Origin of the sequence: Vagococcus intermedius, assembly GCF_029144185.1 — a bacterium.
Lineage (GTDB): Bacteria > Bacillota > Bacilli > Lactobacillales > Vagococcaceae > Vagococcus_D > Vagococcus_D intermedius.
In genome coordinates this window covers 23,643-43,491 of record NZ_CP110232.1, presented here as the reverse complement: position 1 = coordinate 43,491, position 19,849 = coordinate 23,643, and the positions used below count along the sequence as shown (strand labels likewise).

The following is a 19,849-nucleotide window of genomic DNA, read 5'->3' as shown; positions in this document are numbered from 1 at the left end:
TTTTTATTTTCGAAACGACCCGATTGGATCATCTTCGCGATACTAATTTTACCTGATTCTTGAAAGAAAAGACAGTGTTAAATCTTATTCTCCAGAACCACCATTTTTCTTGATGATTTCTTCTTGTACTGATTTTGGTACATCTTCATAATGATCAAATGTCATTGTGAACACACCACGACCTTGAGTAGCAGAACGTAATGTAGTAGCGTAACCAAACATTTCAGCTAATGGAATCATAGCACGAACAACTTGAGAGTTTCCGCGAGCTTCCATACCTTCAACACGTCCACGACGAGCAGTAACGTGACCCATGATATCACCTAAATATTCTTCAGGGATAACAACTTCAATTGCCATGATTGGCTCTAAGATAGCAGGTTGTGCTTTCTTAGCGGCTGCTTTAAGCGCCATTGAAGCGGCAACACGGAAGGCTGTTTCATTAGAATCGACATCATGATATGAACCATCATAAAGCTTACACTTGATATCTACTAATGGATATCCAGCTAATACACCGTTATCCATAGAAGCTTTCAAGCCAGCTTCAACTGCTGGAATGTATTCACGAGGAACAACCCCACCAACGATAGCATTTTCAAATTCGAATCCTGCTCCTTCTTCGTTTGGAGTGAATTCAACCCAAACATGTCCAAATTGTCCTTTACCACCAGACTGACGAACAAATTTACCTTCGGCTTGAGTAACAGGGGCACGGAAAGTTTCACGGTATGAAACTTGAGGAGCTCCTACGTTCGCTTCTACTTTGAACTCGCGACGCATACGGTCTACAAGGACGTCTAAGTGAAGCTCACCCATACCAGCGATAATTGTTTCACCAGTTTCAGTGTTTGTTGACGCACGGAATGTTGGATCTTCTTCTGATAATTTTTGTAACGCAGTACCCATTTTATCTTGGTCAGCTTTTGATTTAGGCTCAATAGCAACTTCGATAACTGGCTCTGGGAATTCCATTGATTCAAGAATAACTAAGTTTTTCTCGTCACATAGAGTATCTCCTGTTGTTGTATCTTTAAGACCAACAGCAGCAGCAATATCCCCTGCATATACTTCAGAAATTTCGTTACGAGAGTTAGCGTGCATTTGTAAGATACGTCCTACACGTTCACGTTTCCCTTTAGAAGCATTTTTCACGTATGAACCAGATTGTAAGACACCTGAGTAAACACGGAAGAATGTTAAACGACCTACAAATGGGTCAGTCATAACTTTAAATGCTAACGCAGCAAATGGAGCATCATCTGATGATGGCACTTCAATTTGTTCGTCAGTATCTGGATCAGTACCAGTGATAGCAGCAACATCAGTTGGTGCTGGCAAGTAATCAATAACGCCGTCAAGCATTAATTGAACACCTTTATTTTTGAAGGCTGAACCACAGTAAACTGGGTAGAATTCTACAGCGATTGTAGCAAGACGAATAGCCTCACGTAATTCCGCTTCAGAAATTTCTTCACCTTCTAAATATTTCATTGTTAAATCTTCATTAGTTTCAGCAACTGCTTCAACTAATTTTTCACGCCACTCAGTAGCTAGTTCTAAATAATCCGCTGGAATTTCTTCTTCGCGAATATCTGTACCTAAATCGTTAGTATACATTTCAGCCTTCATTGTGATTAAATCGATAATCCCAGTGAATTCATCTTCTGCACCGATTGGTAATTGAACTGGCACTGCGTTAGCTTGTAAACGATCATGTAACGTACTTACTGAGTATAAGAAGTCTGCACCGATTTTATCCATTTTGTTAATGAATACAATACGGGGAACACCGTAAGTAGTTGCTTGACGCCATACTGTTTCTGTTTGAGGTTCAACACCTGATTGAGCATCTAATACAGTAACAGCACCATCAAGTACACGTAATGAACGTTCAACTTCTACTGTGAAGTCTACGTGTCCTGGTGTATCGATGATGTTTACGCGATGACCTTTCCATGCTGCTGTTGTTGCTGCTGAAGTAATTGTAATACCACGTTCTTGTTCTTGTTCCATCCAGTCCATTTGAGAAGCTCCATCATGAGTTTCTCCAATTTTATGAATTTTACCAGTGTAGTATAAAATACGTTCAGTTGTCGTTGTTTTACCAGCATCAATATGGGCCATGATACCAATATTACGAGTTTTATCTAGGGTAAATTCTCTAGGCATTCTAATTTCTCCTCTCTTGTGATCAGTGTTTCTTAAAATCAAGTTAACCATCTATTATCCGACAGCAATTCGCAAATCACGTCGGATAACAGAGAGGATTATCTTACCAACGGTAATGAGCGAATGCTCTGTTGGCATCTGCCATTTTATGAGTGTCTTCACGTTTTTTAACTGAAGCACCTGTATTGTTAGCAGCATCCATGATTTCTTTAGCTAAACGTTGTTCCATTGTATGTTCACCACGTAAGCGAGCATAGTTAGCTAACCAACGTAATGCTAATGTCATTTGACGTTCTGGACGAACTTCAACTGGCACTTGGTAGTTAGAACCACCCACACGACGAGCTTTAACTTCTAAGACAGGTTTAATGTTATCCATAGCTTGCATAAATACATCTAATGGCTCATTTCCTGTAGATTCTTTAATGATATCAAAGGCGTTATAAATAATGTTCGCCGCAGTTCCACGTTTACCGTCGATCATGATACGGTTGATTAAACGAGTAACATCTTTTGATTGGAAAATTGGATCAGGTAAAACTTCACGTTTCTGAGCTGGACCTTTTCTTGACATTCCAAATTCCTCCTTCCGATAATAAATTTTATAATAGTTTTAGTTTTGAAATTATGCTTTCGCTGGTTTAGGGCGTTTAGCACCATATTTAGAGCGGCTTTGTTTACGATCAGCAACACCTGCTGTATCAAGCGCACCACGAACGATATGGTAACGTACTCCGGCTAAATCTTTTACGCGTCCACCACGAATTAAGACCACACTATGTTCTTGTAAGTTGTGTCCAATCCCTGGGATATAAGCAGTAACCTCAAGGTTGTTTGATAAACGTACACGAGCGTACTTACGTAACGCTGAGTTAGGTTTACGAGGTGTCATAGTTCCTACACGAGTACATACTCCACGTTTTTGAGGAGCATTAGTATCAGTAAGAGATTTTTTTAAACTGTTGTATCCTTTACCTAATGCAGGTGAACCTGATTTAGTAACTTTTGATTTACGAGATTTACGAATCAATTGATTAATCGTTGGCATTTCAATTTCCTCCTTCCCTAAAGGGTTTTCTAGTACCACACATCCAGGTGGTTCATTTTTTTCGATAAAAATAAGCAAGTCAACTTGCGTTATCGTCGAAATGCTAACTGGACAGTTACACTGTACTTTAAGCACCTTACAGATAATAACATGATTTTCACTTTATTGTCAACATATCCTGGTGTTTTTTTTTATTATTTTGTAAAAACTCCCATATGCCTTTCTTTTTGCAAGGACAATCTATAAAATAGAAAGGGGATACAGTCACTGTATATCTTGATACTATTAATCTAGGAGGATCACAATGAATTTAAAACAAATGGTTGGAATTGAAGCAGCAAAATACGTAAAAGATGGAATGATTGTCGGTTTAGGTACGGGGTCTACCGCTTACTATTTAGTAGAAGAGATTGGACGTCGTATTAAAGAAGAAGGCTTAAATATCACTGGTGTCACAACATCTAAAGCTACGGAACAACAAGCATTAAATTTAGGTATTCCCTTAAAAAGTATTGATGAAGTTTCACACGTTGACCTTACAATTGATGGTGCTGATGAAATCAGTTCAGATTTTCAAGGAATTAAAGGTGGCGGTGCTGCCCTACTGTTTGAGAAAATTGTCGCAAGTTACTCAGATAAGAACATTTGGATTGTTGATGAATCAAAAATGGTAGATGACTTAGGGAAATTTCCTTTGCCAGTTGAAGTTATCCCTTATGGTTCTCAACAACTATTGAAATTATTCAAAGAAAAAAACCTTAGCCCCATCCTTCGCTTAAATAAAGAAAATGAGATTTTAAAAACTGATAGTGGTAACTACATCATTGATCTACATTTAAAAAAAATCGACAAAGAACAAACACATGATTTAGCTACTTGGTTAAATAGCTTGGCTGGTGTTGTTGAGCACGGTCTATTTTTAAATATTGTTAATCTTGTCATTGTTGGAAAAGGTACGGAACCCGAAACATTAGAAGTTTCACGCTAAATTTATAAAATAAGTTCCCAATTTAGATAAGTTTTTCACAACCCTCTTTTATTATCCACTTGACTGTATTATAATGAACCAGAAAAGATAATTTATTCACAAAGTGTGATAAGTAAAGGAGTCTTACTATGTATTCACCAGATGAAATTATGGAAATAAGCATTCAAATGGGCACTAAAAAAATCGCCAAACCCCTCCTAGCCAAATTAATTTTAGGTTTTATCGGAGGCGCAATGATTTCACTTGGCTATCTTGCCTACATTCGTGTAATTGCCTCTGTAGCTGAAGAATGGGGAAGCTTTGCCAGTTTTGTTGGCGCAACAGTTTTCCCAATTGGTCTAATTGTTATTTTATTAGGCGGGGGAGAACTAATTACCGGAAATATGATGGCAGTAGCTATCGCCTGGTTTGATAAAAAAGTCAGTGGGAAAGAACTAATCATCAATTGGGGAACGATTACTTTAGCTAACTTTGTTGGTGCAATTTTCGTAGCCTATTTCTTCGGTCATGTGACAGGATTAACAAATTCTGGACATTTTTTAACAGAAACGGTCACAGTTGCTCAGTCAAAAATAGCAGCTACCCCACTCCAAGCTTTTATATCAGGGATTGGTTGTAATTGGTTTGTTGGTTTATCATTATGGTTATGTTATGGTGCAAAAGATGCTGCAGGTAAAATTTTAGGTATTTGGTTCCCTGTCATGGTCTTTGTCGCAATTGGTTTCCAGCATAGTGTCGCTAATATGTTCGTCATTCCAGCAGCAATCTTTGAAGGACAGGCGACTTGGGGAGAGTTTATCACTAATGTTATTCCTGTTTACATCGGCAATATTGTTGGTGGTGCGGTAATGGTTAGTGGTTTATATTATTTAGCATTTAAACACCATGATTAATCATGGTGTTTTTTTATGGTTATTATTAGCCTAATTCTAAAAATAAAGATACAATAAAACGTGTTATCACTAAATTACAAAAAAGAAAGAAGTTGATTTCTATGCCAAAATTAATATTCGTTCGTCATGGTTTAAGTGAATGGAATGCTCTCAACCAATTTACAGGTTGGGTTGATGTGGATTTAAGTGAAAAAGGAATCGCTGAAGCTAAATTAGCTGGTCAAAAAATCAAACAAGCCAATATTACCTTTGATGTCGCCTATACCTCAGTTCTGAAACGTGCCATTAAAACATGCCACTATGTCTTGGATGAGTCTGACCAATTATGGGTACCTGAATATAAATCATGGCGTTTAAACGAACGTCACTATGGTGCTTTACAAGGTCTAAATAAACAAGAAACTGCTGATAAATACGGGGTTGATCAGGTGCAACAATGGCGTCGTTCATATGATACGCTCCCTCCACTATTAGCAAGTGATGATCCGAGTTCAGCAACCCATGATCGCCGTTATCATAATTTGGAAAAGCGTAGTATCCCCGGAGGTGAAAATTTGAAAGTAACTTTAGAACGAGTTATGCCTTATTGGCAAGATAATATAGCACCTAGTTTACTAGCTGGGGAAACCGTTTTAGTCGCTGCCCATGGTAATTCTTTACGCGCATTAGCAAAATATATCGAAAATATATCTGATGACGAGATCATGAATTTGGAAATTCCAACTGGTCAACCCCTTATCTATGAATTAAATGACAATTTAAGTGTCGAAAAAAAATATTACTTATAAAAAAAAGTTCCCATAATTGGGAACTTTTTTCTTTAGAAACAATTTAATAAGATTGCTTCAACATCATCTGCTGTTAATGGCACATACGCTGTTTGATCTATTGTACTATGTTCCACAGCTTTTTCTGCCATTAAACGGATTTTTTCTTTATCAATTCCAACTTCTGGTAACGTCATTGGAATATCCCATGACACAAAGCAATCTTTTAGGGCTTGTATTCCCTCTTTAGCTATTGAAAATTTATCTTTACCTTCAGTAGAAATTCCCCATACATTGACTGCATACTCTACAAATTTAGCTACCGTGTCGTCATTTAATACGTGCTCCATCCAACGAGGCGTGATAATAGCTAAACCAATACCATGGGTAATATCATAAAAAGCACTTAGTTCGTGTTCAATCGCATGACATGACCACGATCCTAATTTTCCGCGACCTGTTAAACCATTTAAAGCTAAAGAACTTGACCACATCAAATTGGCTCTTGCTTCATAATTAGTTGGATCCTCTAAGGCAACTGGTGCGTATTGAACTACGGTTTTCATCAACCCTTCTGCTAAACGGTCTTGAACACTAGCACCGGCATTTTGACTAAAGTAGCTTTCAATCAAATGACTTGTAATATCAGCTGAACCTGCCGCTGTTTGCCATTTAGAAACAGTATACGTATACGTTGGATCTAAGATCGATGCTTTTGGAATCATTGAAATACCACCTGTACTTAACTTTTCATTAGTTTCAGGGTTGGTTAGGACTGATCCACCATTCATTTCTGAACCTGTTGCTGCCATTGTTAATACTGTGACTAACGGCAAAGCCTCTTTCACTAACCCTCTGTTTTGAGTGAAATCCCATGGGTCTCCCTCATAATAATAAGCTGCTGCAATAGCTTTAGAACAATCAATAGTTGAACCACCACCAACTGCTAAAATAACATCGATCTTTTCTGCATGACAAAGTGCTGCACCTTTTCTAACAGTATCAATGCGTGGATTTGGTTCTACCCCACCTAATTCAACAATTGTAAAATCTGCATCTGGTAGCAATCTATAGATAGCATCATAAATACCATTACGTTTGATACTACCTCCACCATAAACTAACAGTACTTTTTTACCGTAAATTTCTAAGACATTTGGTAAATTTTTTAACTGACCTTCTCCAAATAAAACTTGAGTTGGTGCATAAAAATTAAAATTCTCCATTCTCGTCATTCCTTTCATTATTCCTATTTAGCATAGCCTAATTTTAAAAATTTGAACAGGATAATTACTTCATTTAACAAAAAAGTACACAGAAGTCTGTGTACTTTTTTAGTTATTCTTGAATTAATGTTTCTAGAGCAACAATCATCATATCATCGAACGTTTTTTGACGTTCTTCAGCACTTGTTTCTTCACCTGTTAACATATGATCACTTACTGTCATCAAACTTAAAGCTTTAACCTGATATTTGGCGGCAACATAATACAATACCGCTGCTTCCATCTCAATACCAAGAACACCATGTTCTCCTAAGCGAAAAATATCATCCATTGAATCTTTATAAAAAACATCATCTGATAAAACATTACCCACATGGGTTGTAAATCCTTGTTCTTTTCCTACTTCATATGCCTTCATTAATAAGTCAAAATCAGCAATTTGAGGAAAATCATGTTTTGGAAAGTCATTTCGGATAATTGCTGATGAAGTGGCAGCAGCTTGAGCCAATACCAAGTCACGGACATGAACATCTTTTTGGATTGAACCACAGGTTCCCACACGAATCATTTTTTTCACGCCGTATTCTTTCACCAACTCTGTTGCATAGATAGCTGCTGAGGGCATCCCCATACCAGTTCCTTGTACAGAAATACGCTGTCCTTTATAGTAACCTGTATAACCTAGCATCCCGCGAACCTCATTGTATAACTGGGCATCTTCTAAAAAATTTTCAGCAATGTATCTTGCGCGTAAGGGATCCCCTGGTAAAAGTATTTTGTCTGCCACATCACCTTGTCTTGCTTCAATATGAACACTCATCACAATACCTCTTTCCTTTAGTTTGAAAAATGCTTAGATATTTTTTAACGTTTCTTTGATTAATGTTTTGAAATCTGCCTTAACTCGTTCTGTTGTTTCAACAACTTCTTCATGATTCAAGTTAGCTTGCATACCAGCTGCTAAGTTAGTTACACATGTGATACCTAAAACACGCATTCCCATGTGACGTGCAACAATTACTTCAGGGACAGTCGACATCCCAACAGCATCGGCACCCATCATACGTGACATACGAATCTCTGCTGGTGTTTCATAAGTAGGTCCCGTGTATCCCATATAAACACCTTGTTGTAAAGTGATTTTTAAATCACTTGCCACTTTGTGTGCCACTTTACCATATTCTTTATCGTATGGTTCAGACATATCAGGGAAGCGTGGTCCTAAATCTTCATCATTTTCCCCAATCAGTGGGTTAGTTCCAGTAAAGTTAATCTGATCTGTAATCAACATCAAATTACCTGGAGTAAATGAGGTATTAACACCACCAGCTGCGTTGGTTACAACCATAGAGTGAGCACCCAAGGCTTTCATAACACGAACTGGGAAAGTCACTACTTGCATTGAATTTCCTTCATAAAAATGGAAACGACCTTGCATAGCTAATACTTTTTTACCTGACATATCTCCATAAACCAATTGTCCTGCATGACCTACAACTGTGGAAACTGGGAAATTAGGGATTTCTTCATAAGGAATGACGATTGGATTTTCAATCTCATTTCCTAACTCACCTAAACCTGATCCTAATATTAAACCAAAATCAACTTCTTTAACCCCTTTACTTTGAATATATGAGGCTGTTTCTTTTAATTGTTCACTTAATTTTTTTGTCATAATTGTAAACGTCCTTTCCTATTTCAACTCTTGTAAGAAGCTTTCGCCATTCTCTGTTGCTGTGACACCAAAATTTTCAGCAATAGTTGCTGAAATATCTGCATAGTGACCTTGAGGTAATTTTCCTTGCCCTGTCATTTTTTTACTGTAAGCTAACAATGGGACATATTCTCTTGTATGATCTGTCCCTGGGAATGTCGGATCATTTCCATGGTCGGCTGTAATTAATAATAAATCATCTTCTCTCATAGCCTCATAAATCTCTGGTAACCGCTCATCAAAATCTTCTAGAGCCTTACCATATCCTTCAACATCACGACGATGACCAAATAACGCATCAAAATCGACTAAGTTTGTGAAACTTAAGCCCATAAAGTCTTTTGCCATCACACTTAATAATTGGTCAACCCCGTCCATATTTGATTTAGTTCGAACAGAATCTGTGATACCTTGTCCATTAAAAATATCATTAATTTTACCAACTGCAATAACATCTTTACCAGCTTCTTTTAATGAATCTAACACTGTTTTACCAAAAGGATCTAGAGCATAATCATGACGATTGGCTGTTCTTGTAAAGTTACCTGGCTCCCCTAAATAAGGACGTGCAATGATTCTTCCAATCATATAAGGATCATTCTTGGTAATCTCTCGTGCATATTCACAAATACGATAAAGTTCATCTAAAGGTATAACTTCTTCATGTGCAGCAATTTGCATAACTGGATCAGCGGAAGTATAAATAATTAAATCGCCTGTTTTCATTTGATGCTCACCATAATCATCAATCACGGCCGTACCACTGTATGGTTTATTACAAACGATACCTCTCCCAGAAAATTCAGAAATTTTATCTAATAGCTCTTGAGGAAAACCTTCAGGGAATACGCGGAAAGGCGTTTGAATATTCAACCCCATGATTTCCCAGTGACCTGTCATCGTATCTTTACCTACAGAAATTTCTTCTAGTTTAGTTGCATACCCTTTATGATCTGCAATTGCTTCTACCCCTTTTAAAGGTTCAATAGTTCCTAACCCTAATTGTTCCATTTCTGGAATTTTTATACCTGCTTGTTCTGCAATATGACCTAAAGTATGACTACCAACATCTCCAAATTTTTCAGCATCGGGGGCTTCACCAATACCAACTGAATCTAATACTACTAAATGAACTCTTTTAAACATAAAAAATCCTTCTTTCTGACTTTTTTTATCTAATCCGCTAGATAATATACTTCATTCTAGCACAAACGTGCCATAAGGTAAGCTAGGCTTTCCTTGGCACGTTTCGTTAAACTATTTAGATTTAATATATGTTTTACCGATTGCTTTTGGTGCTTGTGATGTTCCAATGAACAAGACTAACACGATAATAGTTAAAACATATGGAGCAACTTGCCAGTAGACTGATGGTAAGTTTTCTAGACCTGGAATTTGCGGTCCAATTACCCCTAAACTTTGAGCTAATCCAAAGAATAAGGCTGCTCCTAGTGCTCCTAGTGGATTCCATTTACCAAAAATCATCGCTGCCATGGCAATAAAACCTTGACCTGTAATCGTTGAACGCGAAAACTGTGATGACACTGATTGAACTAGTACAGCTCCACCAATTCCTCCTAAGAAACCAGAAATTAAAACTCCAGCATATTTCATACGATAAACATTAATGCCTAATGTATCCGCAGCTTGAGGATTTTCACCAACTGCACGTAATCTTAAACCAAATTTTGTTTTAAATAAAACAAAGTAAGAAATTACTGCCACTAAAATAGCCAAGTAAGCTGGGGCTGATGTTCCTTTAAATAAAATATCACCAATAAACGGAATGTCTTTTAAAACAGGGAAACTAAATTTACCAAAACGTTCTTGGATGATATCTGTCTGACCACGATCATCAAAAATTAAACGCGTTAAGAATACCGCTAAACCAGGCGCCATTAAGTTAATAACAGTTCCGCTGACAATATGATCAGCGCGCCAATTAATTGTCGCTAACGCATGTAATAGTGAGAAAACAATACCTGTTCCACCACCGACTAATAACGCAATCCATGGTGTCATTGAGCCAAATAAATCAGCTGTAAAAAGATTGAAAACACACGCACTAAAGGCTCCCATCACCATGATACCTTCTAAACCAACATTGACCACACCACTACGCTCTGAGAATGTTCCACCTAGAGCAGTGAAGATTAATGGGGCTGAATACACAAGTGTTGAAGAGACAACAATCACTAGAAACTGTAACATTATTTAATCTCTCCCTTCTGTGCATTTTTGCCAAACCTTCCAAGTAAGTAGCTAATCACATAGCTTGCACCTACAAAGAAGATAATGGAAGCAATAACAATTTCAACAACTTCTTTTGGAATTCCAGCTCCTGGCATACTTAAGCCACCGACTTTTAAAATACCGAATAAAATAGCTGAGATAAAGATTCCGATAGGGTGACCACTACCTAATAATGATACGGCCATACCATCGAATCCAATTTCTGGAACAGCTGCCATCACATAAATATTTTGGAAAGTACCTAAACCTTCAATCACGCCACCTAACCCAGCTAAAGCTCCTGCTATAACCATCGCTAGTACAATATTTTTATTAGCATTCATACCCGCATATTGTGAAGCGAAAGGGTTAATCCCTACTGAACGTAATTCAAATCCTGCTGTTGTTTTCTTCATTAAAATCCAAATAACAATAATTGCTGCAATTGCGATAAAAATACCAGCATTCAAACGCGATCCACCTGTTAACTGCTGTAAAAATGGAACACGTAAACTAGCATTTTCACTAATAATTGGCGTCGCATCTGCATTATCAGTTAAAACATAACGCACCATGTGGTTACTGATATATAAGATTGTATAGTTTAACATAATCGTTACAATAACTTCACTTGTTCCAAATTTCGCTCTTAAAAATCCAGCAATTCCGGCATATAAACCTCCTGCTACCGCACCACCTACTAAACATAATGTTACAAGTAGGATACGTGGCATATCAGGAAATGATTGGGCTAATGAAACTGATACTAACCAACCACAAAGTGCTTGACCAGCAAGCCCGATATTGAAGAAACCAGCTGTATATGCTACTGAAAATCCTAAGGCAGTTAAAATTAATGGTGAGGCTAATCTAAAAACTTCTCCCACATTATAAGAACGACCTAAAGCTCCATTTAACATCGCGCTGTATCCCTCAACAGGGTTATAGCCTGAAACTAACATCACAATGGCTCCTAAAACTAAACCAAAGATAACTGAAATAACAGGAACAGCGAATCCATTTAATCTTGATTTACTCATGTCCGCTCGCTCCTTCCGTTGCTTGTTGTTTTAAAGTTTCTCGGGCTTGTTCAATTGTCATTCCAGCCATCAACATACCAAGCTCTTGCTCAGTTGTTTCTTTTGGATCAACAATTCCCGTGATAGTTCCTTCAAACATTACGACAATACGGTCTGAAACGTTTAGAATTTCATCTAATTCAAAGCTGACACACAAAACACCTTTACCATTATCACGTTGTTCAATTAAACGCTTATGAATGTATTCAATAGCCCCAACATCTAAACCACGAGTAGGTTGTGAGACAATCAATAAATCTGGATCACGATCTATTTCACGTGCAATAATCGCTTTTTGTTGGTTACCACCGGAAAGAGCGCTAGCTGGTACAACTTCACTCGGTGTCCGAACATCAAATTCGTTAATTAACTCAATGGCATGATTGTTAATATATTTATAATTCAGTAAACCATTTTTACTATTTGGTTCTTTATAATAAGTTTGTAAGGCAATATTTTCTGACAAGGTCATCGGTAAAACTAAACCATACTTATGACGGTCTTCTGGGACATGTCCGACACTGTTTTCAGTAATCTGACGTGGTTTAAAATTCGTCATATCCTTACCATTAATTTCAATCGTACCACTTTCAACTCTACGCATTCCTGTGATAGCTTGAATTAATTCACTTTGCCCATTTCCATCAATTCCAGCAATCCCAACTATTTCACCTGCTCGAACCTCAAGGTTCATATTTTTAACAGCTTCTAATCCGCGGTTTTCTTTTACCACTAGATTTTTCACTTCTAAAACTGGTGTAGTTGGCTTAGCCTCAACCTTCGGTGTCTTAAACGACACCGAACGGCCAACCATCAAATCTGCTAAATCTTGTGATGAAACGTCTGCTACATTTACCGTATCAATACTCTTACCACGACGAATAATCGTACAACGATCTGCTACGGCTTTGATTTCATCTAGTTTATGAGTAATAATAATCAATGATTTTCCTTCTGCTACTAACCCGTGCATGATACCAATTAACTCATCAATTTCTTGTGGTGTCAGTACCGCAGTAGGTTCATCAAAAATTAAAATGTCTGCTCCACGATAAAGGGTTTTTAAAATCTCAACACGCTGTTGCATCCCTACTGAGATATCTGAAACTAAAGCATCTAAGTCAATGTTAAAACCATATCGATCCGAAACAGCTTGGATTTCGTCATAGGCCTTTTTCTTGTCAATGGTAACACCTTTAACTGGTTCACTACCTAAAATAATGTTTTCAGCTACGGTAAAATTATCAATCAACATAAAATGCTGATGCACCATCCCGATACCTAGATTACTTGCTACTGTAGGACCAGAAATTACTTCTTTTTTTTCGTTGATAAATATTTCACCTGATGTCGGTTGTAACAACCCTGATAAAATATTCATCAAAGTTGACTTACCTGCTCCATTTTCACCTAAAAGTGCATGGATTTCGCCTCGTTTAACGTTTAAGTTAATATTATCATTTGCTTTAAATGAACCGAAGGCTTTGGTGATGTTCTTCATTTCAATCACAAATTGTGATTTTTCCACTTGATTCACTTCCTAACTATTTCGGATGAATGTTTTAATAGTTACTACTTAAGCGAGCTAATTATTTAGCTGGTTTTTCTGGGACTTCAACTTTACCTGATTTGATATCTTCTTTAGCTTTATTGACAGCCTCTTTAATTTCATCTGTTAATTGACCATCAGTCAAATCAACACCATCTTCTTTAAGTCCATATACTAAGTGATCGCCACCAGGGAATTTACCATCTTTAGCTTGATCTGCTAAATCTTGTACAACTTGAGATACACCTTTTAATGTTGATGTTAATGTTACATTTTGATCGCCTTCTTTACCTTCGGCTTCTTGATCACGGTCAACCCCAACAACCCATACTTTTTTGTCTTTATCAGCTTTTACAATATCTTTGGCTGCTGTAAAGACGCCGTTACCTGTATCACCTGATGCGTGATAAATAACATCAATACCTTTACCGTACATCGCTTCTGCAGCTGCTTTCCCTTTTGGTGCATCCCCAAATGATCCTACGTAGTTAACACTTACATCAATATCTTTTTTAACTGATTTAGCACCAGCTGCAAAGCCTGCCTCGAAACGTCCAATAACATCGCCTTCTTGCCCACCGATGAAACCTAATTTATCTGATTTAGTTGTCATTGCTGCCGCAATTCCCGCTAAATAAGCTGCTTCGTTATCTTTAAATACAATAGAAGCTACATTATCTTTACCATCGATTTGATCATCAATTAAAACAAAGTTTTTATCAGCATTAGCACCCGCCGCCGCTTCAATAGCTGGTTTTAGTTTAAAACCAATTCCAAATACTGTTTGGAAGCCATCGTTTAGGGCTGTGTTAATATTTGTATCAAATTCTGAATCAGAGTTAGATTGATAGTAGTTATAGCCACCATTACCTTTTTCTAAGTTGTTAGCTTTACCCCAGGCTTGTAATCCTTCCCAAGCTGATTGGTTAAATGATTTATCGTCTACGCCACCTAAGTCAGTAACTAAAGCAACTGATGTGTTTGCTTCATCACTTTTGCTGCCTTCTTTTTTATCATCGTTACTACCACATGCTACCAACGTTGTTGTCATTCCTAAAGCCAATACACCTAGTCCTAATTTCTTAGATAATTTCATTTTTAAAGCCCCCTGTTTTTTTATTTTATTTTACAGCCTTTTTAGCTGGAAAAATTAAAGTTGTTTTTCAGTAAATGAATATGGTAATAATTGTTCCAATGTCATATCCAATGTGCTTCCATCACCAGCAACTAGTGTTACTGGCATCGATGGTTCACAGAATTCTGCCATTACTTGACGACAAGCACCACATGGTGAGATTGGTGTATCTGTATTTCCTGCGATGACAATCTGCTTAAATTTACGGTGCCCTTCTGATACCGCTTTAAAAATAGCCGTACGCTCAGCACAATTAGTTAAGCCATATGAAGCGTTCTCAATATTTACACCAGTAAAGACTTGATTATCTTCTGTAATCAAGCAAGCTCCTACTGGGAATTTTGAATACGGTACGTAAGCGTTCTCTTTTGTTGCTTGTGCGCGGGCAATTTCTATCCACTTATCTTTTTCACACATCTTACTCTCACCTAGCCTTTTGAAATAATTGCAACGCTCGCGCTTGTTCCCAAACGTGAAGCCCCTGCTTCAATCATATTTGTAGCATCTTGTTCTGAATGGATACCGCCAGAGGCTTTAACTCCCATTTCTTTGCCGACTGTTTGACGCATTAATGCGACATGTTCTACCGTTGCTCCTGCAGTAGAAAAGCCAGTTGAAGTTTTAACAAAATCGGCTTTAGCGGCTTTTGCTAAACGACAAGCTCTTTCAATTTCATCTGCAGTCAATAGTGCTGTTTCAATAATGACTTTTACTAACGCTTTATCTTTAGCAGCTAAAACAACTGCTTCAATATCGGCTTGAACTAAATCATCTTCACCAGCTTTTAAAGCGCCAATATTGATGACCATGTCAACTTCATCTGCACCATTTTCAATAGCATCTGTTGTTTCAAAAGCTTTAACTGCAGAGGTATTAGCACCTAAAGGGAAACCAATTACTGTACAAACAGCTACTGGTTCTTGACTCAACATATCAGTGGCAAGTCTAACCCATGTTGGGTTAACACATACTGAATAAAACTGATATTTTTTCGCTTCTTCAATTAATTTTATAACGTCTGCCTTTGTTGCATCTGCCTTTAAAATCGTATGATCCATTTTTCTGTTTAATTCCATAGTCTTTGATCTCCCTTTTTATAGATACTTATTTACCAAATACTTATTCAGTAATAATCGCACGTACTAATGCTGGTTCTTCAACTTGTTCACCAATTGAAATATTGTTATACAACATTTCTTTTACATCTTCAATTGAATCCGTATTTGAATAAATTGTGACAAGAGTCTCACCTTTTTCAACTGTCATACCAACTTTTTTGTGTAGCTTAACGCCAACACTGTAATCAATTGAATCTTCTTTTGTTTTACGTCCTGCTCCTAAAATCATTGCAGCAATTCCAATGTTTTCAGCATGAATCTCACGCACACAACCAGATTCTAAAGCTGGTAATTCAATTGTGTATTTAGCTTGTGCCATTTTTTCTGGGTGATCAACGATATCAGGGTTCCCACCTTGGCTACTAATCATTTCTTTTAATTTTTCTAACGCTTTACCACTTTCTAATGCCTCAACCAACATTGCTCTCGCTTCCTCTAGCGTTTCTGCTTTTTCAGCAAGTACAACCATTTGGCTACCCAAAACATAAACCATTTCAGTTAAATCTTCTGGACCATTGCCTTTTAAGGTATTAATAGCTTCCTCAATCTCAATAGTATTTCCGATTGCTTCACCTAAAGGTTGTGACATATCAGAAATAACTGCCATTGTATTACGTCCAGCTAATTTACCAATACGTACCATTGTTTGAGCTAAGCGTTTAGCATCATCCAAGTTTTTCATAAAGGCACCATCACCCGTTGTAACGTCTAAGACGATAGCATCAGCTCCTGATGCTATTTTTTTACTCATAATTGAACTAGCAATTAGTGGAATTGAATCTACTGTTGCGGTTACATCACGTAAGGCATATAATTTTTTATCAGCAGGTGCTAGATTTCCTGATTGACCTGTTACAGCGACTTGAATCTTATTCACCAAATTGATAAATTTATCATTTGGAATCTCAACTTCAAATCCTGGAATAGCTTCTAATTTATCAATTGTTCCACCTGTATGACCTAAACCTCGGCCAGACATTTTGGCAACTGGGACGCCTACCGCCGCAACTAATGGTGCTAACACAATTGTTGTCGTATCACCAACTCCACCTGTTGAATGCTTATCAACTTTAATTCCCTCGATAGAAGATAGATCAATCACATCGCCTGAATTAGCCATTGCCAATGTTAAGTTTGTGATTTCTTCATCTGTCATATCTTTATAAAATATAGCCATTAACAATGCGCTAGCTTGATAGTCAGGAATGCTCCCATCAGTGTAGCCATCAACGAAAAATTGAATCTCTTCCTTCGTTAAAACTCCACCTTCTCTTTTCTTTTCAATCAAATCTATCATTCTCATTGTCATATCCCCCTGTATCTAATCTTTATTATAACTAACTATGTTTAAAAGGTAAAAAACAAAAATAGTAAAAGGTTTTACTAAACCTAACACGCTATTATTAACCGCTTTCATTTTGAATGATAGCATTAATAATAACACTAGTCAATATTTTTTACACTTTCTCTAATTACTAATTGTGTTGGGAAAATTTTATTTGGAATCCTCACATACGGATTTTCAATTGCGTCTACAGCGAACTTTGCTGCAGAAAAACCAATATCAAAAACCGGCTGATGAATGGTTGTTAGCGCTGGTGCTAAATATTTTCCTGTCTCTAAATCATCAAAACCAATAACAGAAATATCTTCAGGTATTTTTAAGCCAGCTTCATATATTGCTTGATATGCTCCAATAGCCATTTGATCATTACTGCAAACTAAAGCCGTTATTTCTCTATTGGATTTATGCAACAATTTTTGAGTTCCTTCGTATCCCCCTTGAATTGTTAGAAAGCATTCTTCAATATAAGCTGGGTTATAAGGAATATTATAATCTTCTAAACAATTTAAATAACCAGTAATTCGTTCTGACAATTGATAATAGTCTCCCACTTCTCTTAAAAAACCGATTTTTCTATGCCCTTGTTTAATAAGATAACTTACTCCCTCATGAACACCTTTATATTCTTCAACAATCAATTTACCCTCATTACGCGTATTTTTTCCCATGTCGACTAAGACAACTGGAATATCTTTTTTCTTACGTAAACACACTTCCATAATAAAAGGATCTAGTAAATTCGGTGTAGCCACAATAATTCCTTCAACTGATCGATACATTAACTCTTCAAATGATTTTTTTTCTAACTCTACACTGTGTTTAGAATTACATAAAATAATCATATACCCTAAAGCGTTCAAATATGTTTCAACCCCTTCAATCAGCTTAGAGAAAAACAAATCCGTTACGTCTGGGACAATCATGCCAATAGTCCTTGACCGTTTGGTTATCATACTCTTTGCAAAAAAATCTGGTTTGTAATTATTTTCTGCTACAATTCGTAACACTTTATTTCGAGTTTCTTCACTAAACCGGCTTCCTTTATTGTTTAGTATTTGCGAGACTGTTGTTATTGAAACACCCGCTTTATTGGCAATATCTTTAATTGTAAGTTTCAAGAATTTCCCAACTTTCTATATTATCCTTTTATTTCTCTTATAATAGCAAAGTTGTTTGGTAAATTAAAGAATATAAAAAAAGGCTCTCAAAAAAAGAGCCCTTTTCAACTGTCTATCCCATCAAGAAATCTAAGACATTCCAGCCATTATTAGTATTAGCTTTATACAACTCGGTAAAACCACAGCGTGCGCAACTTACAGTAATAAATTTTTTGTTTTGGACATCGAATATTTTAGCGAAGTTTCCTCCAGTAGCTTGAAATTGATCTGATACAAAGTGTTGATGTCCACATTTTTCACAATGATATTGTACTTTTTCCATAATTATATTCCCCTCTAAGTCTATTGATTTTTTTAGTATACACTACCTCTTAGCAAAGCACCTCAGACCAAGGTTTGATTTTTAATATTTATTGACAATCAAACCTTGGTCTGAGGTACAATAAGTAAAAACGGAGGGGATTACCATCACAACAAAACAAAAAGTACTTACGTTACTTTTAGCGCAACCTAAGCAAATACTCTCAGGAGAGACTTTAGCCCAGCAGTTAGGTTTATCACGAACAGCTATTTGGAAAGCGATTCAAGAATTAAAAAAAGAGGGACATAACATTCAAAGTAAATCTAAACAAGGTTATCTCTATCTACCATCTGATGTCATTAATCAAGTAGGTATCTTAAAATTATTAGATCCTACTGTACCCAATTTAACTATTACAATTCTGGATACCATTGATTCTACAAATCAACACCTCAAAAAAATGGCAATTGACGGTGCACCATCCCATAGCTTGTTACTTGCCAAAACTCAAGAAAACGGGCGTGGTCGCTTCGGTCGAAATTATTTTTCCGGTTCTTCTGAAGGTGGCATCTACATGAGTTTACTTCTGCATCCCAATCAAATACTTGCTGACATGTCACATTATACAATCATTACAGCCGTTGCCTTAGCAGAAGCTATTGAGAAAATTCAAAATCGCCCTGCTCAAATAAAATGGGTAAATGATATTTATATAGACAACCGGAAAGTGGCCGGAATTTTATCTGAGGCGGTGACAAATTTTGAGACCCAGATGATTGAAAATATTATTATTGGTATTGGCATTAATTTCTCAATTCCACTTTCTACCTTCCCTAGTGAACTACAAGACAAAGCCGGAAGTATTTTTAAAGATACACCCATTTGTGATCGTAATACATTAATTGCCTCCTTTTTAAATAATTTTTATCATCTTTTAAATAATACATCAGCTGATTATATGACCTCTTATCGAGACAAATCATTAGTCCTTGGGGAAAAAGTGAGTTTCATTAAACAACAGATTACTTACAAGGGGACTGCTATAGATATTACTGATAGTGGTGAGTTAATTGTTAAACTAGATTCTGGAAAAAATACTTATCTGTCTTCTGGAGAAATCAGTTTAACGAATTTCTAAAAAACACGGACTCCAAGGAGTCCGTG

At 36.8% G+C, this 19,849-nt stretch carries 20 protein-coding genes; 4 read left to right on the top strand and 16 right to left on the bottom strand.

Translation table 11 applies throughout. The annotated features are described in order from the left end of the window. Window positions 1-84 precede the first annotated feature (84 nt). From fusA to rpsL, 3 genes are all read right to left on the bottom strand, one after another. On the bottom strand, window positions 85-2,172 hold the full coding sequence (gene fusA, locus OL234_RS00200) for an elongation factor G (protein ID WP_275469173.1): 2,088 nt from the start codon (window positions 2,170-2,172) through the stop codon (window positions 85-87). 103 nt (window positions 2,173-2,275) lie between these two features. Further along, window positions 2,276-2,746, bottom strand: a complete 471-nt coding sequence (rpsG, locus tag OL234_RS00195) for a 30S ribosomal protein S7 (RefSeq protein WP_275469172.1) — start codon at window positions 2,744-2,746, stop codon at window positions 2,276-2,278. Between the two features lie 51 nt (window positions 2,747-2,797). Continuing rightward, on the bottom strand, window positions 2,798-3,220 hold the full coding sequence (rpsL, locus tag OL234_RS00190; protein WP_275470158.1) for a 30S ribosomal protein S12: 423 nt from the start codon (window positions 3,218-3,220) through the stop codon (window positions 2,798-2,800). Window positions 3,221-3,524: 304 nt separating this feature from the next. Between rpsL and rpiA the strand changes: the two genes are divergently transcribed. The 3 genes from rpiA to gpmA all read left to right on the top strand — a co-directional run bounded on the left by rpiA (window position 3,525) and on the right by gpmA (window position 5,889). Beyond that, a complete protein-coding gene (rpiA, locus tag OL234_RS00185; RefSeq protein ID WP_275469171.1) occupies window positions 3,525-4,208 on the top strand; it encodes a ribose-5-phosphate isomerase RpiA in 684 nt (227 codons plus the stop codon). Window positions 4,209-4,336: 128 nt separating this feature from the next. Beyond that, window positions 4,337-5,101, top strand: a complete 765-nt coding sequence (locus OL234_RS00180) for a formate/nitrite transporter family protein (protein WP_275469170.1) — start codon at window positions 4,337-4,339, stop codon at window positions 5,099-5,101. Between the two features lie 101 nt (window positions 5,102-5,202). Further along, window positions 5,203-5,889 (top strand): 2,3-diphosphoglycerate-dependent phosphoglycerate mutase, encoded by a 687-nt coding sequence (gene gpmA / locus OL234_RS00175; RefSeq protein WP_275469169.1) that lies wholly within the window; start codon window positions 5,203-5,205, stop codon window positions 5,887-5,889. Window positions 5,890-5,921: 32 nt separating this feature from the next. Here the strand turns inward: gpmA and OL234_RS00170 are convergent, their stop codons facing one another. The 13 genes from OL234_RS00170 to OL234_RS00110 form a co-directional block, all read right to left on the bottom strand. Continuing rightward, entirely contained in the window at window positions 5,922-7,094 is a 1,173-nt protein-coding gene (locus OL234_RS00170) for an iron-containing alcohol dehydrogenase (RefSeq protein WP_275469168.1), read from the bottom strand. 112 nt (window positions 7,095-7,206) lie between these two features. Then, the gene (gene deoD, locus OL234_RS00165; protein ID WP_275469167.1) at window positions 7,207-7,914 is read right to left on the bottom strand and encodes a purine-nucleoside phosphorylase; all 708 of its coding nucleotides are present in this window, start codon (window positions 7,912-7,914) and stop codon (window positions 7,207-7,209) included. Between the two features lie 33 nt (window positions 7,915-7,947). Then, window positions 7,948-8,769, bottom strand: a complete 822-nt coding sequence (locus OL234_RS00160) for a purine-nucleoside phosphorylase (RefSeq protein ID WP_275469166.1) — start codon at window positions 8,767-8,769, stop codon at window positions 7,948-7,950. Between the two features lie 18 nt (window positions 8,770-8,787). Continuing rightward, on the bottom strand, window positions 8,788-9,954 hold the full coding sequence (gene deoB, locus OL234_RS00155) for a phosphopentomutase (RefSeq protein ID WP_275469165.1): 1,167 nt from the start codon (window positions 9,952-9,954) through the stop codon (window positions 8,788-8,790). A 111-nt stretch (window positions 9,955-10,065) separates the two neighbouring features. Further along, window positions 10,066-11,019, bottom strand: coding sequence for an ABC transporter permease (locus tag OL234_RS00150; RefSeq protein ID WP_275469164.1), 954 nt, complete (start codon window positions 11,017-11,019; stop codon window positions 10,066-10,068). Then, complete coding sequence (locus OL234_RS00145; RefSeq protein ID WP_275469163.1) at window positions 11,019-12,080, bottom strand: ABC transporter permease; 1,062 nt, start codon at window positions 12,078-12,080, stop codon at window positions 11,019-11,021. The genes OL234_RS00150 and OL234_RS00145 overlap by 1 nt, the downstream gene beginning before the upstream one ends. Continuing rightward, the gene (locus OL234_RS00140; RefSeq protein ID WP_275470157.1) at window positions 12,073-13,620 is read right to left on the bottom strand and encodes an ABC transporter ATP-binding protein; all 1,548 of its coding nucleotides are present in this window, start codon (window positions 13,618-13,620) and stop codon (window positions 12,073-12,075) included. The genes OL234_RS00145 and OL234_RS00140 overlap by 8 nt, the downstream gene beginning before the upstream one ends. An 88-nt stretch (window positions 13,621-13,708) precedes the next feature. Continuing rightward, on the bottom strand, window positions 13,709-14,764 hold the full coding sequence (locus tag OL234_RS00135) for a BMP family lipoprotein (protein ID WP_275469162.1): 1,056 nt from the start codon (window positions 14,762-14,764) through the stop codon (window positions 13,709-13,711). A gap of 54 nt (window positions 14,765-14,818) precedes the next feature. Then, window positions 14,819-15,220: a cytidine deaminase gene (locus OL234_RS00130; protein WP_275469161.1), complete on the bottom strand. Its 402-nt coding sequence runs from the start codon at window positions 15,218-15,220 to the stop codon at window positions 14,819-14,821. 11 nt (window positions 15,221-15,231) lie between these two features. Further along, a complete protein-coding gene (gene deoC / locus OL234_RS00125) occupies window positions 15,232-15,879 on the bottom strand; it encodes a deoxyribose-phosphate aldolase (protein ID WP_275469160.1) in 648 nt (215 codons plus the stop codon). A 43-nt stretch (window positions 15,880-15,922) separates the two neighbouring features. Then, the gene (locus tag OL234_RS00120) at window positions 15,923-17,224 is read right to left on the bottom strand and encodes a pyrimidine-nucleoside phosphorylase (protein ID WP_275469159.1); all 1,302 of its coding nucleotides are present in this window, start codon (window positions 17,222-17,224) and stop codon (window positions 15,923-15,925) included. Window positions 17,225-17,364: 140 nt separating this feature from the next. Further along, window positions 17,365-18,384: a LacI family DNA-binding transcriptional regulator gene (locus tag OL234_RS00115; RefSeq protein WP_275469158.1), complete on the bottom strand. Its 1,020-nt coding sequence runs from the start codon at window positions 18,382-18,384 to the stop codon at window positions 17,365-17,367. A 112-nt stretch (window positions 18,385-18,496) separates the two neighbouring features. Then, on the bottom strand, window positions 18,497-18,706 hold the full coding sequence (locus tag OL234_RS00110; protein WP_275469157.1) for a zinc ribbon domain-containing protein: 210 nt from the start codon (window positions 18,704-18,706) through the stop codon (window positions 18,497-18,499). A 139-nt stretch (window positions 18,707-18,845) separates the two neighbouring features. Here OL234_RS00110 and OL234_RS00105 point away from each other — a divergent pair, with 139 nt between their 5' ends. Next, entirely contained in the window at window positions 18,846-19,823 is a 978-nt protein-coding gene (locus tag OL234_RS00105) for a biotin--[acetyl-CoA-carboxylase] ligase (protein WP_367618565.1), read from the top strand. Window positions 19,824-19,849: the final 26 nt, after the last annotated feature.

Coding starts and splice junctions, on each gene's coding strand:
- fusA (WP_275469173.1), bottom strand. CDS start 2,172: ATGCCTAGAGAATTTACCCTAGATAAAACTCGTAATATTGGTATCATG.
- rpsL (WP_275470158.1), bottom strand. CDS start 3,220: ATGCCAACGATTAATCAATTGATTCGTAAATCTCGTAAATCAAAAGTT.
- OL234_RS00180 (WP_275469170.1), top strand. CDS start 4,337: ATGTATTCACCAGATGAAATTATGGAAATAAGCATTCAAATGGGCACT.
- deoB (WP_275469165.1), bottom strand. CDS start 9,954: ATGTTTAAAAGAGTTCATTTAGTAGTATTAGATTCAGTTGGTATTGGT.
- rpsG (WP_275469172.1), bottom strand. CDS start 2,746: ATGTCAAGAAAAGGTCCAGCTCAGAAACGTGAAGTTTTACCTGATCCA.
- OL234_RS00150 (WP_275469164.1), bottom strand. CDS start 11,019: ATGTTACAGTTTCTAGTGATTGTTGTCTCTTCAACACTTGTGTATTCA.
- OL234_RS00145 (WP_275469163.1), bottom strand. CDS start 12,080: ATGAGTAAATCAAGATTAAATGGATTCGCTGTTCCTGTTATTTCAGTT.
- OL234_RS00120 (WP_275469159.1), bottom strand. CDS start 17,224: ATGAGAATGATAGATTTGATTGAAAAGAAAAGAGAAGGTGGAGTTTTA.
- rpiA (WP_275469171.1), top strand. CDS start 3,525: ATGAATTTAAAACAAATGGTTGGAATTGAAGCAGCAAAATACGTAAAA.
- deoC (WP_275469160.1), bottom strand. CDS start 15,879: ATGGAATTAAACAGAAAAATGGATCATACGATTTTAAAGGCAGATGCA.
- deoD (WP_275469167.1), bottom strand. CDS start 7,914: ATGAGTGTTCATATTGAAGCAAGACAAGGTGATGTGGCAGACAAAATA.
- OL234_RS00140 (WP_275470157.1), bottom strand. CDS start 13,620: ATGAAGAACATCACCAAAGCCTTCGGTTCATTTAAAGCAAATGATAAT.
- OL234_RS00130 (WP_275469161.1), bottom strand. CDS start 15,220: ATGTGTGAAAAAGATAAGTGGATAGAAATTGCCCGCGCACAAGCAACA.
- gpmA (WP_275469169.1), top strand. CDS start 5,203: ATGCCAAAATTAATATTCGTTCGTCATGGTTTAAGTGAATGGAATGCT.
- OL234_RS00170 (WP_275469168.1), bottom strand. CDS start 7,094: ATGGAGAATTTTAATTTTTATGCACCAACTCAAGTTTTATTTGGAGAA.
- OL234_RS00160 (WP_275469166.1), bottom strand. CDS start 8,769: ATGACAAAAAAATTAAGTGAACAATTAAAAGAAACAGCCTCATATATT.
- OL234_RS00110 (WP_275469157.1), bottom strand. CDS start 18,706: ATGGAAAAAGTACAATATCATTGTGAAAAATGTGGACATCAACACTTT.
- OL234_RS00135 (WP_275469162.1), bottom strand. CDS start 14,764: ATGAAATTATCTAAGAAATTAGGACTAGGTGTATTGGCTTTAGGAATG.